The 12,656-nt window shown below is 75.6% G+C and carries 11 protein-coding genes; 2 read left to right on the top strand and 9 right to left on the bottom strand.

Going from position 1 to position 12,656, the window contains the following annotated elements; all coding sequences use genetic code 11:
* Positions 1-8 precede the first annotated feature (8 nt).
* Positions 9-599: a hypothetical protein gene (locus tag K1Y72_RS10400; RefSeq protein WP_220165534.1), complete on the top strand. Its 591-nt coding sequence runs from the start codon at positions 9-11 to the stop codon at positions 597-599.
* A 58-nt stretch (positions 600-657) separates the two neighbouring features.
* Here the strand turns inward: K1Y72_RS10400 and K1Y72_RS37100 are convergent, their stop codons facing one another.
* The 9 genes from K1Y72_RS37100 to K1Y72_RS10355 all read right to left on the bottom strand — a co-directional run bounded on the left by K1Y72_RS37100 (position 658) and on the right by K1Y72_RS10355 (position 11,660).
* Complete coding sequence (locus K1Y72_RS37100) at positions 658-2,514, bottom strand: ABC transporter ATP-binding protein (RefSeq protein ID WP_220165702.1); 1,857 nt, start codon at positions 2,512-2,514, stop codon at positions 658-660.
* 381 nt (positions 2,515-2,895) lie between these two features.
* Entirely contained in the window at positions 2,896-4,146 is a 1,251-nt protein-coding gene (locus K1Y72_RS37095) for a styrene monooxygenase/indole monooxygenase family protein (protein WP_220165533.1), read from the bottom strand.
* Between the two features lie 81 nt (positions 4,147-4,227).
* On the bottom strand, positions 4,228-4,839 hold the full coding sequence (locus K1Y72_RS10385; protein WP_220165532.1) for a GTP-binding protein: 612 nt from the start codon (positions 4,837-4,839) through the stop codon (positions 4,228-4,230).
* The gene (locus tag K1Y72_RS10380; RefSeq protein WP_220165531.1) at positions 4,820-5,308 is read right to left on the bottom strand and encodes a DUF742 domain-containing protein; all 489 of its coding nucleotides are present in this window, start codon (positions 5,306-5,308) and stop codon (positions 4,820-4,822) included. Before K1Y72_RS10380 ends, K1Y72_RS10385 begins: the two co-directional genes overlap by 20 nt.
* Entirely contained in the window at positions 5,305-5,856 is a 552-nt protein-coding gene (locus K1Y72_RS10375) for a roadblock/LC7 domain-containing protein (protein WP_220165530.1), read from the bottom strand. The genes K1Y72_RS10380 and K1Y72_RS10375 overlap by 4 nt, the downstream gene beginning before the upstream one ends.
* A complete protein-coding gene (locus tag K1Y72_RS10370) occupies positions 5,853-6,995 on the bottom strand; it encodes an ATP-binding protein (RefSeq protein ID WP_220165528.1) in 1,143 nt (380 codons plus the stop codon). Before K1Y72_RS10370 ends, K1Y72_RS10375 begins: the two co-directional genes overlap by 4 nt.
* A gap of 647 nt (positions 6,996-7,642) precedes the next feature.
* A complete protein-coding gene (locus K1Y72_RS36150; RefSeq protein ID WP_258572203.1) occupies positions 7,643-9,115 on the bottom strand; it encodes an RNA polymerase sigma factor in 1,473 nt (490 codons plus the stop codon).
* A gap of 331 nt (positions 9,116-9,446) precedes the next feature.
* Positions 9,447-10,454, bottom strand: coding sequence for a cation diffusion facilitator family transporter (locus K1Y72_RS10360; RefSeq protein ID WP_220165526.1), 1,008 nt, complete (start codon positions 10,452-10,454; stop codon positions 9,447-9,449).
* A 57-nt stretch (positions 10,455-10,511) separates the two neighbouring features.
* Positions 10,512-11,660 (bottom strand): AMP-binding protein, encoded by a 1,149-nt coding sequence (locus K1Y72_RS10355; RefSeq protein ID WP_220165524.1) that lies wholly within the window; start codon positions 11,658-11,660, stop codon positions 10,512-10,514.
* A gap of 88 nt (positions 11,661-11,748) precedes the next feature.
* On the opposite strand from K1Y72_RS10355, the gene K1Y72_RS10350 reads away from it, so the two are divergent.
* Complete coding sequence (locus K1Y72_RS10350) at positions 11,749-12,648, top strand: 1,4-dihydroxy-2-naphthoyl-CoA synthase (protein ID WP_220165522.1); 900 nt, start codon at positions 11,749-11,751, stop codon at positions 12,646-12,648.
* Positions 12,649-12,656: the final 8 nt, after the last annotated feature.

The following is a 12,656-nucleotide window of genomic DNA, read 5'->3' as shown; positions in this document are numbered from 1 at the left end:
TGGCGGCGGTGTGCCTGGTCCTGACCGGCGGCTGCTCCGGCGACGGCGGCAAGGACGCCTGGGCGGGGCGCGGCCGCCCCGTCGCCGTCCCCAGCGAACCGGCGCCCACACGCACCCCCGAAGGGGTCGCCAACGGCGTCAGCGGCATCCGCGTCGCCCTGCAGGGACGCGTCCTCGCCACCGCCGGCGTCGTGCGGCCCGTGCGGTCGCAATGCAGCACCCCCGCGCCCCTGCCCGCCTTCACCTGCCAGGTGACCCTCCTCGGCCAGACGGTCACCTACCAGGTCACCTCCGAACCGCAGTCCGGCACGATCCACCGCTGGACGGCCCGACCCGACGCCCTCATCGTGACCCGCACCGGCGTCGAGCGGGCCCTGTGGGACGCCTACGCCCCGCGCGCCACCGCGATCAGATGCGACCCCGTCCTGCCCGAGCAGCAGCGCGTCGCCCCCCTGGCCCGGCTGAAGCAGCGCTGCTACGTCAAGCCCACCGCGGCCGACCCCGGCCTCGGCGCCGCCGGCCGCAACCGGGCCCGCACCGTCGCGGTGCAGATCACCGTCCACGACGGCCGCGTCTCCTTCACCGAGCACCGCCAGTGACCCTCGCCGCACCCCACCCCGCCGCACCCCACCCCGCCGCGCCCCACCCCGCCGCGCCTCACCGCGCCGGCGGGAACCCCGCCTGGTCCTGGTAGGCCGACGCCTGCAGGGCGTACAGGTCGGCGTACAGCCCGCCCAGCTCCATCAGCGCCCGGTGGTCGCCGTGCTCGATGACGCGACCGTCCTCCAGGACGTAGATGCGGTCGGCGTGGCGGACGCTGGCGAGCCGGTGGGTGATCAGCAGGACGGTCCGGTCGTGCGCGGCGGCGTGCGCGCGGATCTGCTCGAACAGCCGGTGCTCGGCCCGGGCGTCCAGCGCGGCGGTGGGCTCGTCGCAGATCAGCAGCGGCGCGGCCCGGTAGAAGCCGCGCGCGGCCGCCAGCCGCTGCCACTGCCCGCCCGACAGCTCCCGGCCGCCCTCGAAGCGCTTGTCCAGCAGGGTGTCCAGGCCGAGCGGCAGGGCGTCGATCACCTCGTCGGCGCCCGCCGCCGCGGCGGCGTCGCGGACCGCGGCCCGCACCTCGGCCGCGCCCGGGTCGTCGCCCATCACGATGTTCTCGGCCGCGGTCATCGGCCAGTGCGTGTGGTCCTGGGCGACCACCGCGATCGCCCGCCGCAGCACCTCGGGATCCAGGCCGGTGACCAGCACCTCGTCCCAGCGGATCCGCCCCCGCTGCGGCGGGTAGAGCCCGGCCAGCACCTTGGCCAGGGTCGTCTTGCCCGAACCGTTCTCCCCGACCAGCGCCACCACCTCCCCGCGCCCCAGCCGCACCGACACCCCGCGCAGCGACGGCTCCTGCGACCCCGGGTAGGCGAACGTGACGTCCTCGGCGACGATCTCGGAGAAGCCGCGCAGCCGCTCCACCCGCCGCTCCCGCTCGCCCGCCGCCAGCGCCGGCCGCCCCGCCCGGCCCGCGGAGATGCGCTCCTCGGCCGCCGCGCAGTACCCCAGATAGTCGCCGAAGTACAGGCCGTCCTCGTAGCAGCGGTTCAGCGAGTACACCAGGTTGATCAGCGAGCTCTGCCCGGTGCGGATCGCCAGCACCGCCGTGCCCGCCACCGCCAGCGGCATGATCTGCTCCCACAGCAGCAGCCCGAGCGCCACGTACATCACCGCCGTCGCCGCGCCCTTGAACACATCGCCGTACAGGCGCGTCATCGTCTGGCGCCGCGCCAGGCCCAGCAGCACCGCCCTGATGTGCCCCGACAGCCCCGCGTACTCGCGCAGCAGGAAACCGCGGACGGTGAACGAGCGGACCTCGGCGGCGTGCCAGCGCCCCACCATCAGATCCGTCATGATCCATTCGCGGCGCCGCACCTCCACCAGCTCCAGCTGCGTCAGGTACCCCAGCCGGGCCGCGCGCACCGCCGCCCACCCCTCGGGCAGCGCGGTCAGCAGCAGCAGCGGCAGCAGCACCGGATGCAGGACGCCCAGCGCCCCGGCCGCCGCCAGCACCCCGACCGAGGCGGTCAGCAGGTCCACCGCGTTGTCCACCATCGACGACGCCGCGTCCACGCCCCGCATGCGCGCCCGGTGCAGGTCGTCCTGGAAATCCGAATCGTCGAACGCCGCCAAATCGACCGCGGTCGTCAGCTCGTACAGGCGCTGCTCGGCGATCCGGTCGATCTGCGGCCTCAGCCGCGCCTGCGTCCACTGCGCCGCCGCCGCCAGCCCCGCCCGGATCGTGATCGCCGCCCCGACCAGCACCAGCGCCGGCGCCGCCTCGCGCACCCGCCCCGGCGTCGGGCCCCCGGCGAACAGGGCGGTCAGGACGGCGGTGGTGGCCAGCAGCCCGAACGCGGTGAACACCCCGACCACGACGTTGAGCGCCAGCGTCACCACAAGGTCGCGGCGCCCCGCCCCCCAGGCCATCCGCATGACCTGCCCGAGCAGCGCCGGCAGCCGCCGCGCCATCGTGAACGTCCCGGTCCGCGACAGCTCGACGGCCTTGCCGTACCCCTTGGCCTCGCTGAGCTTGGGACCGAAGACGCCCTCCGCCGGCCCGGCGCCCCCCGCCCCCCGGCGCCACCCCGGCCACCCCAGCCACCGCGGCCACCCCGGCCGCCGCGGGCGCCTCACGAACCCGCCCCGGCACCGTCGATCGTCACATCGTCTCCCGCCGTCCGCGCCACCCCACCACACTCGGCGAACCCGCCCGCGGCCGGAAAGGGAAAAATGCGCACTACGGCCCCGTCCCGCCCGCCACAGTCGTACCGCCGGCGGGTAAGGGACACCCCCCGGGCGCGGCCGCGGGAAGGCCCGGCAGACCGGGCGGGTCAGGCGGGCCGGGCGGGCCTAGCCGGCGGGCTGCCCGGTGACCGAGGCAAGGTAGGCGCCGGTGGCCCCCGCATCCATGATCCACTCTTCGGTGGTGGGCGGGTCGGTGTAGCAGGCGGCGAAGCGGGCGGCGACCCCGTCGTCGGCCGACGCCACGCCGAGCACCTGCTGCACGTGCTCGGGCAGCGGCCCGATCATCATGTTGGTGAAGGCGGTCGGGAACCGGGCGTAGGTGTCCCAGTAGGCGTCGAACGTCGCCTGCATCCAGCCGGCGTCGAAGGGCCCGTCGCCGCGCTCGAGGATCGCGCGGGCGTAGATGTCGGCGGCGTGGCAGGCGTTGTTGGCGCCCTGCCCGGTCGCCGGGTCGTTGAGCACGACGGTGTCGGCGAGCCCGAGCAGCGGCACGCCGTCCAGGACCGCGACGGGCCGCCGCACGGTGGGCGGGTACCCGCCGTACAGGGCGGCGCGGGCGTCGGTCGGCTCGGCCGCGGCCAGCAGCCGGTGCTCCCAGGGCGCCCACTCGGCGGTGAGCTCGCGCAGCCGCTCCAGGTGGCCGTCCGGGGTCAGCGAGGTGCGGGCGCTCGCGGGCCACACGTCCAGGGGGCCGCCGGGCACCGCCTCGCACAGCACGATGTCGCAGGCCCCGGTACGGGTGAGGCCCGGCATGTAGAACAGCTCCCCGACGCCGGGCAGCGCGGTGATCCGCACGTGCGGGCGCGGATCCGCCGGCCAGGGCGCCATGCCGTGCAGGTAGATCGCCGCCAGGCGGCGCTGCGGGGCGCGGTAGGGGGAGCGGGCGTCGTCGCGGTCGAACAGCTCCACCAGCTCGCCCTTGCCCGCGGCGATGACGGTGAGGTCGTGGCGGCGGGCCAGGGCGGGCAGCTCGGAGGTCAGCACGGGGTGGACCTGCACGCGGCCGCCGCGCTCCTCCAGCAGGTCCATCCACGCGGGCATCTTCACGCGCTGGTCGACCGAGGCGGCGGGCCGCGCGAACGGGCCGTAGGTCTCCAGCAGCGCCTGCCCGCCGGGACCGGCGACGGTGACGCGCTGCCCGGTGATCTGCGGCGCCTGCGGCCACAGGTCCAGCCCGTGGGCGCGCTCGATGTCCAGGGCCGGGTGGAACACGCACTGCGTGGAGGTGGGGCGGCCGCCGGCGATGTCCTCGCCGGAGCGGTCCGACATCACGGTGACGTCGTAGCCGTTCCCGGCGAGCACCAGCGCGAGCTGCAGGCCGGCCTGGCCGGCACCGATGATCAGGATCTTGCGCAAGGGGGGTCTCCCAGAGGATCGGGCGGTGGAGCGGGGGACGAAGGCGGGCAGGATCGGGGGCGGGGACGTGCGCGGGCGCGGTCAGGCGGGGGCGGCGGCTCCGGCGGGGCGGGGCGCGCGGGTCGCCTGCGTATGCCGCAGAGCGGCGACCAGGACGTGCAGCACCGAGCGCCGGTCGCGGGCGTCGCAGGCGACCAGGGGAACCCGCGCGGGCAGGCGCAGCGCCTCGCGGACCGCGTCCGGGCGGTGGTGCCGGACGCCGTCGAAGAGGTTCACCGCCACCACGTACGGCACGTCGGAGTCCACGTCGAAGTAGTTGACGGCCGGGAACCCCTCCTGCAGCCGCCGCGAGTCCACCAGCACCACCGCCGCGGACGCGCCGTGCGACAGGTCGTCCCACAGCGGCCAGAACCGCGCCTGCCCGGGCGTGCCGAACAGGTAGAGGACCAGATCGCCGGCCACGGTGATGCGGCCGAAGTCCATGCCGACGGTGGTGCGGGTCTTGCCGGGCGCCGCCGGCGCGCCGTCCACCCCGCCGGCCGCGGTCGTCATCCACTCGTCGGTGCTGATCGGCGGGATCTCCGAGACCGCGCCCACCAGGGTCGTCTTGCCGACGCCGAAGCCGCCCGCCACCACGATCTTGGCCGAGGTGACGCGCAGGCCGCGGTGCCGGTCAGAGTCGCTGAAGGCCATCGAGCAGCCGCTCCAACATCTGAGGGTCGTAGGGATCGGCGGCGCCCGCCCCGGCGGTGTCGCCGTGCCGCAGGTGGCCGGAGGCGAACAGGTCGCCCAGCACGATGCGGGTGAGGCCGAGCGACATGCCGGTCGCCGCCGACAGCTCGGCGACGGTCGCCGGCCCCCGCCCGGCCGCCCCGTACAGGGCGCGCGCGTCGGGCTCCATCCGGGCCGCGGCGCCGGCGTCGAAGCCGCGAGCGGCGACGAGGGCGTGCACGTCCAGGTGGCGGGGCGGGCGCACGCGCCCGCCGGCGCGCACGAACTGGCGGACCCAGCGGTGCCGCCCGCCCGTCCAGGACGGCGGAACGGGCCCGGGCGCGGCGGGCGGCGAACCGGGCTGCGGGGTGGACGGTGCGGCGGGCGGCGCGGCAGGTCGCGGGGCCGGGCCGTGCGGCGCGCGGGGGTCGGGAAAGGGCGGCGTGGTCATGGCGCGAGCGTCCCGCTCAGGATGTCCTCGCGGAGCCGCAGGCGCACCCGGTCGCCGAAATGGCGCTGGTGCTGCGCGATGAACCGGCTCATGGCGTGCGCGACATGGCCGAGGTTGCCGCCGCGGACCACCAGCGCGCCCATGGTCACCTCCGGCGTCACCCGCATGATCAGGTACCGGCCGGCGCCGCAGCCGATCACCAGGTCGTCGCAGGAGGCGGCCGCGGCGGAGCGGTGCGCGCCGTGGCCGGGACGCCGGCCCGGCCCGGCCGGCCCGGCCGGGGCGGCGCCCTGGTAGGGGTCGGCGAGCAGGTCCGCGACGCGGTGCCCGGTCGAGATCATCGCGGTGATCAGGGCGGCCACCGGCTCGATGGCGGGCCGCGGCAGCCCCGCGGCCAGCAGCGGCAGCCCGTCGCTGGAGGCCAGCAGGGCGTGCCCGGTGCCGGCGGCGCCGTGCACGAACTCCTCCAGCAGCCGCTGGAAGTCCGCGGTGGTGCTCGGGTCGGCGCCCGGCAGGCCCGGCGGCGGGGGAAGGGGATTCACGGTCATCGCTGAGGGCGTCCCCTCGGGTCGGCGGCGGTGGCGGGCGCGCCGGGCGGTCCCTGCCCGGGCATCTCGCGGGCGGGCATCTCGTGGGCGGGCATGTCGTAGTCGGGCAGGCCGTCCAGGTCGGCGGCGAACGCGGCGTGCGCATCGGCGTCGGGGACCGCCGGGGTCCGCGGCGCACCGCCGCGCCCGCCGCGCCGGCCGGCGGTCGGCCGGACGGGCAGGCCGTCCGCGGTCAGCGCGTGCGCGTCCGGCGCGGGGGCGGCCGGGACCGGCGGCGCGGGGACCTCGGCGACCAGCGCCCGCCGGTCCCGGACCGGCGGGCCGCCCGCATCCGCGGCGCCCGGCGGGGCCACGGCCGACACCAGGTGGGCGGGCAGCGTGACGGTGGTGATCGTGCCGGTCGGGTGCCAGAGGGCCTGCCCGGTCCGGGAGGCCAGCTCCACGGTGAGGCCGTGGCGGGCCGCGATCCGGTGCACCACCGGCAGGCCCGTGCGCCGCGCGGTGGCCTCCGACAGGGCCGGGACGGGCCCGGCCAGCAGCCGGGTCAGCTCGGCGAGCCGCTGCGGGGGCAGGCCCGTCCCGTAGTCGTCGATCTGGATCCGCACCGCGCCGCCGGGGACCAGCGACGCGGCCACCTCCACCTGGGCGCGGGTGCCGGTCGTGGAGTTGTCCAGCAGCGCCGCCAGGAGCTGGGCGGCGTCCTCGCCGACCCCGGGCGCCGCGGCGGCCTCGCACATGGCGGTGACGACGACGTGGTCGTGGCGGACGATCCCGCCGATCGCGACGGCGACCATGTCGGCGATGGTGAGCGACTCGGTGAGGTGGCCCGGCGCGGTGCCGGCGAGCACCCGCTGGTCCCCCGCCAGCCGCCAGGAGCGCGCGGCCGCCGAGTCCAGCCGGTAGACCAGCTCCAGCAGGGCGGGATCCTCCACACGCTGCTGGAGACCGTCCAGATCCTCGCGCATGGACTCGCTGAGCAGCCCGAGCCGCAGCGAGAACTCCTCCAGCGCCGCCTCCAGCGCGGCCTCGCGCCCGGTGGGCGCGGCGGCGGGCGCGGCGGCGAACGCGGGCGCGGGGAGGAGGGGAGGGCACCCGGCGGCCGCGTCCGGAGCGGGCCGGCGGCGCCGCCCCCAGCCCATCAGCGCCCGCCTTTCGCGGCGCCGGCGCCGGCACCGTGAAAGCGCGGTGCGGCACGGAGGGGAAGGGCGTCGGAATGGCCGCGCGCCATCACCGGAACGATCCCGGAAGCGACCGAGCGGGGGAATTTTCGCATGAATTTGCCATCAGTGTCCGAAAGGGCTGGGGCCATCTGCGGAGGCGGGCGTGTGCCGGGGCGGCGCCGGGGCGGCGCCGCGACGCGAGGACGCCGCCGATGCGCGGGAACGCCCCGGGCGGTGGCGGAGCGGGCGCGCCGCACGGGGGAGTGGAGGCGTCGGGTCAGTGCACCGTCCCGGTGGTCGCGCGGGTCGCAAGACGGTGCCGGAGGCGCCGGCACGCCCCGCCGGGCGGCGGGCCGAGCGGCGCGCAAGCCGCCTTGCGTGAGCGCTTTCACGCTCATAGGGCAGCACAGTACCGGATTTATGGATCATGCTCGCAACTAAGAGCGAAAAGACAGTTGAAATACCGGTCGGTATTCCCATTGTCCCGCCCGGAGAACCGTTCACCGGGTGGCGAACCCCGCGCCGGCACCGTCCCGCCGGCACCGTCCCGCCGGCACCGTCCGGCTGGAACGGCGAAGGGCCCGCCCGGACGGTGTCCGGGCGGGCCCTTCGGGCCGTGGCGGGGATCAGACGGCGAAGTCCAGCAGCGGGTGGGCGTTGGAGGGGTGCCGCAGCTTGGACAGCGACTCCTTCTCCAGCTGGCGGATGCGCTCGCGGGTGAGGCCGAGCGCCTTGCCGATCTCGTCCAGCGTGCGCGGCGTGCCGTCGTAGAGCCCGAACCGCATCGCCATGATCTTGGCCTCGCGGGGGGACAGGATGTCCAGCGTGCGGCGCAGCTGCTCGGCCATGAGCTGGCGGTCCACCAGGTCGGAGGCCTCGGGGGAGTCGGTGTCCTCGATGAGGTCGCCGATCCGGGTCTCGCCGTCCTCGCCGATGGTGGAGTCCAGGCTGATCGGCTGGCGGCTGGTGCGCAGCAGCTCGCGGATCTGCTCGGGGCTCTTGTCCAGCTCGACGGCCAGCTCCTCGGGGGTGGGCTCGCGGCCGAGGCGCTGGTGCATGTCGCGCTCGACGCGGCTCAGCTTGCTCAGCATCTCCAGCACGTGCACGGGCAGCCGGATGGTGCGGGCCGAGTCGGCGAAGCCGCGCTGGATGGCCTGGCGAATCCACCACATGGCGTAGGTGGAGAACTTGTAGCCCTTGGAGTAGTCGAACTTCTCCACCGCGCGGATCAGCCCGAGGTTGCCCTCCTGGACCACGTCCAGCAGGGACAGGCCCCGGTCGGAGTACTTCTTGGCGACCGACACCACCAGCCGCAGGTTGGCCTCCAGCATGTGCGCCTTGGCGCGGCGGCCGTCGGCGGCGACCCACTCCAGGTCCAGGCGGGCCTGCGGGGTGAGCTTGGCGGTTTCCAGCTTGTGCTCGGCGTACAGGCCGGCCTCGATGCGCTTGGCGAGCTCGACCTCCTGCTCGGCGGTGAGCAGCTGGCGCCGCCCGATCGCCTTCAGGTAGGTGTGCACCGAGTCGCCCATGGCCGTCGAGGTGTCGTCCAGGTCGGCGATCTCGGCCTCGGCGGTCTCCACCTGGGTCAGCTCGAACGCGCCGTCGTCGGGACCGTCGTCGGTACCGTCGGCCTCGCCGGGGGCGGGCTCGGGCGCGGGGTCGGGCGCGGCCTTCACCGGGGCGTCCTTGCGGGCGGTCCGGCGGGCGCGCTTGGCGCCGGCGGTGCCGCCGGTCGCGGCGTCGTCGGCGGCACCGTCCTTGCGGGCGACGCGGCGCGACGGCGCCGACCCCTTGGTGGACCCCTTCGCGGCCCCCTCGCCGGTCCGCTCGGGTGTGTCGGGCCTGTCGGTCGTGGCGGCCGCCTTCCGCTCGGCGGGTGCGCGCCGCGCGCCGTCCTCCTCGGCGGCCAGGCCGATGCCCGACTCGGTGAGCCGGCGCAGGATGGAACGGCCCTGGGCCGGGCTGATCCCGGCGGCCTCGAAGGCACGGCGCACCTCGTCCAGCGAGAGGTGCCCCTGCGAGCGGCCGCGCTCGATGAGAGCGCCGAAGACCGGGTTCGTCGACTCCGTCAGCGGGGTCTCTACGGCGGTTCGCGGCATGAGGACACCCCCCTCCCTTCCGTGGTGTAGGGCGACGCGGAGAAGCTGTTCTCTCTCGACGCGTGCATAAACCGGAACGCCTGGCAGGGGCGCGGTTGTTCCCGGCGGGGGAGGGGCCGAACGGATCACCCTACCGGCGCGCGGGCCGTGCCCGGCACGGGCGCGCGGACGCGAAACCCCTGATCGGCAAGGGCCGCCGGGCCCGCCGGGGGCAGGTGACGGTCCCGGGACGCACGGTGACGGCGAGAGCGAGTGAGACGGCTCACACTCACCACAAAAACGGACAGAACATACCTTACTATGTAAAGACCGGCGACGAGGGCAAATCCCCTCACGGAGCGGTCGACGCCCCGCCCTGCTCCCCGTAGCGGGCGATGACGCGCTGCCGCAGCTCGGGGTCGTCGCGGGGGACCGGCTCGATGAAGACCTCGTCGATCTCCTCGTGCGCGGCGCGCAGCTCGTGCGCGAGCCGGACGCAGGCGCGCTCGACGTCGCCGGCGGTGAGGGCGTCGCGGAAGTCCAGGCGGGCGCAGACCAGGACGCGGTCGGCGCCGACGGTCATGGTGAGGATGTCCACGACCCACTCGATCTCGGGGGCGGCGCCCAGCCGGTCGCGCACGTCGGCGACGATGCGCGGGTCGGCCTGGGTGCCGATGAGCAGGTTGAGGTTGATGCGGCCGAGGACCAGGGCGACGGCGGTGAGCAGCACGCCGATGCACACCGAGCCGATCCCGTCCCAGACGGGGGAGCCGGTGAGCTGGTGCAGGCCGAGGCCGGCGAAGGCCAGCAGCAGGCCGAGCAGGGCGGCGGAGTCCTCCAGCAGGACGCTGACGGCGGTGGGCTCGTCGGTGCGGCGGATGTAGGCCAGGAAGCCGAGCCGCTCCTGGCGGGCCTCGCCGCGGATCTGGCGGAGGGCCTGGCGCCAGGAGGTGCCCTCCAGGACGAGGGCGATGGCGAGCACGATGTAGCCGACCAGGGGGTCGGCCTCCTCCCCCTGGTGGCCGATGAGGGTCTGCACGCCCTGGTAGTAGGCGAACAGGGCGCCCATGCCGAAGATGGCGACGGCGACCAGCAGGGTCCAGATGTAGCGCTCCTTGCCGTAGCCGAAGGGGTGGCGGCGGTCGGCGGCGCGCTCGCTGCGGCGCAGGCCGACCAGCAGGAGGATCTCGTTGAAGGTGTCGGCGACCGAGTGGGCGGCCTCGGCGGCCATGGAGGCCGAGCCGGTGACGACGGCGGCGACGATCTTGGCGATGGCGATGCCGAGGTTGGCGCCGAGGGCGAGCAGCACGGTGAGGGTGCTCTCGGGCGCCTGGTCGGGCCGCTCCTGCTGGTCGGGCATGTTCGGAGCCTGTTCCGCGGGGGGCCCGCTCAAACCCTCGCGGCGATCACGGGGCGATCATGGTCGGCGGAGCAGGGCGCGGTCGGGCTTGCCGGAGGCCAGCAGCGGGATGGCGGGGACGATCTCCAGCTGGCGGGGCGCGGCGGCGGCGGGCAGCGCGGTGCGCACCCAGTCGCGCAGGTCGGCGAGGGCGGGCGGGGGACCGGCGGGGACGACGACGGCGGTGACGCGCTCGCCCCATTCGGGGTCGGGGCGGCCGACGACGACGACGTCGCGGACGCGGGGGTGGCGCGACAGCAGGTCGGCGACCTCGCCGGCGACGACCTTCTCGCCGCCGGTGTTGATGACGTCGTCCAGGCGGCCGCGGACGCGCAGGCGGCCGTCCTGGAACGCGCCGAGGTCTTGGGTGAGGAACCAAGCGCCGTCGCGGGCGGCGCGGGTGAGGTCGGGGCGGCGGTGGTAGCCGGTGAACAGGACGGGGCCGGCGATGCGGATGCGGCCGCCGGGGTCCAGGTCCAGGCGGACGCCGTCCAGGGGGAGGCCGTCGTAGGCGCAGCCGCCGCAGGTCTCGCTCATGCCGTAGGTGGTGAACAGGCGGGCGCCGCGGGCGCGGGCGGCGTCGACCAGGTCGGGCGGGGCGGCGGCGCCGCCGAGCAGGATGGCGCGGAAGGCGGCCAGGTCGGCGCCGGCGTCGAGCAGGCGGCGCAGCTGGGTGGGGACCAGGGAGACCAGGTCGGCGCCGGCGGCGGTGACGGCGGCGGTGTCGAAGCGCGGCTGGACGATCGGGTCGGTGCCGGCGAGCAGCGCGCGGGCCAGGACCTGCAGGCCGGCGATATGGCTGGTGGGCAGGCAGCACAGCCAGCGGTCGCGCGGGCCGGCGCCGATGCGGGCGGCGGTGGCGGCGGCGGAGGCGCGCAGGGCGGCGCCGGACAGCTCGACGATCTTGGGGGTGCCGGTGGAGCCGGAGGTGGCGATGAGGACGGCGGTGCCGGGGTCGACGCCGTGGCCGCCGGGGCGGGGGGCCAGGCCCTGCTCGGTGAGGACGGCGTGCGGGGCCAGGGCGTCCAGCAGCCGGTCGCGGGCGGGGGGCGGCAGGTCGGGCGGCAGCGGGCAGAGGGCGGGGCCGGTGCCGTCCAGGGCGGCGGCGAGGGCCTCCAGCAGGCGCGGTCCGGGCGCCAGGGCGGCGGCGAGCAGGCGGCGTTCCATGATCCGGCCAGCCTAGACGACCCCGCTGAACGCGTTCATATCGGTGAGGCGGTTGAATGGGGGTGTCCGCCCGCTAGGAGAGGAACACATGGTCTCGGAGCTGTTCGACGCGTCGGCGTGGAAAGAGGTCGAGGGGTTCGGGTTCACCGACGTCACCTACCACCGCGCCGTGGACCAGGGCACGGTCCGCATCGCGTTCAACCGGCCGGAGGTGCGCAACGCCTTCCGGCCGCACACGGTGGACGAGCTGTACCGCGCGCTGGACCATGCGCGCATGTCCAGCGACGTGGGCTGCGTGCTGCTGACGGGCAACGGGCCCTCGCCCAAGGACGGCGGGTGGGCGTTCTGCTCGGGCGGCGACCAGCGCATCCGCGGCAAGGACGGCTACAAGTACGCCGAGGGGGACACGGCCGCCTCGATCGATCCGGCGCGGGCGGGCCGGCTGCACATCCTGGAGGTGCAGCGCCTCATCCGCTTCATGGGCAAGGTCGTCATCGCGGTGGTGCCGGGGTGGGCGGCCGGCGGCGGGCACAGCCTGCACGTGGTGGCCGACCTGACGCTGGCCAGCCGCGAGCACGCCCGGTTCAAGCAGACCGACGCCGACGTGGCGAGCTTCGACGGCGGGTTCGGGTCGGCGTACCTGGCGCGGCAGGTGGGGCAGAAGTTCGCCCGGGAGATCTTCTTCCTGGGCGACACCTACGACGCCGAGGCCGCGCACCGGATGGGGATGGTGAACGCGGTGGTGCCGCACGCCGAGCTGGAGGCGGCGGCGCTGGAGTGGGGCCGCAGGATCAACGGCAAGTCGCCGACGGCGCAGCGGATGCTGAAGTTCGCCTTCAACATGATCGACGACGGTCTGGTGGGGCAGCAGGTGTTCGCGGGGGAGACCACCCGGCTGGCCTACGGCACCGCCGAGGCGGCCGAGGGGCGCGACTCCTTCCTGGACAAGCGCGACCCCGACTGGTCGTCCTTCCCGTGGTACTACTAGGCGATCGG

This window comes from Actinomadura parmotrematis, assembly GCF_019458805.1.
GTDB classification, from domain to species: Bacteria; Actinomycetota; Actinomycetes; order Streptosporangiales; family Streptosporangiaceae; genus Spirillospora; species Spirillospora parmotrematis.
This window is presented reverse-complemented; position numbering and strand designations above follow the sequence as displayed.

Coding starts and splice junctions, on each gene's coding strand:
- K1Y72_RS10380 (WP_220165531.1), bottom strand. CDS start 5,308: ATGACCACGCCGCCCTTTCCCGACCCCCGCGCGCCGCACGGCCCGGCC.
- K1Y72_RS10360 (WP_220165526.1), bottom strand. CDS start 10,454: ATGCCCGACCAGCAGGAGCGGCCCGACCAGGCGCCCGAGAGCACCCTC.
- K1Y72_RS10370 (WP_220165528.1), bottom strand. CDS start 6,995: ATGGGCTGGGGGCGGCGCCGCCGGCCCGCTCCGGACGCGGCCGCCGGG.
- K1Y72_RS36150 (WP_258572203.1), bottom strand. CDS start 9,115: ATGCCGCGAACCGCCGTAGAGACCCCGCTGACGGAGTCGACGAACCCG.
- K1Y72_RS10385 (WP_220165532.1), bottom strand. CDS start 4,839: ATGGCCTTCAGCGACTCTGACCGGCACCGCGGCCTGCGCGTCACCTCG.
- K1Y72_RS37100 (WP_220165702.1), bottom strand. CDS start 2,514: ATGGCGCGGCGGCTGCCGGCGCTGCTCGGGCAGGTCATGCGGATGGCC.
- K1Y72_RS10355 (WP_220165524.1), bottom strand. CDS start 11,660: ATGGAACGCCGCCTGCTCGCCGCCGCCCTGGCGCCCGGACCGCGCCTG.
- K1Y72_RS10350 (WP_220165522.1), top strand. CDS start 11,749: ATGGTCTCGGAGCTGTTCGACGCGTCGGCGTGGAAAGAGGTCGAGGGG.
- K1Y72_RS10375 (WP_220165530.1), bottom strand. CDS start 5,856: ATGACCGTGAATCCCCTTCCCCCGCCGCCGGGCCTGCCGGGCGCCGAC.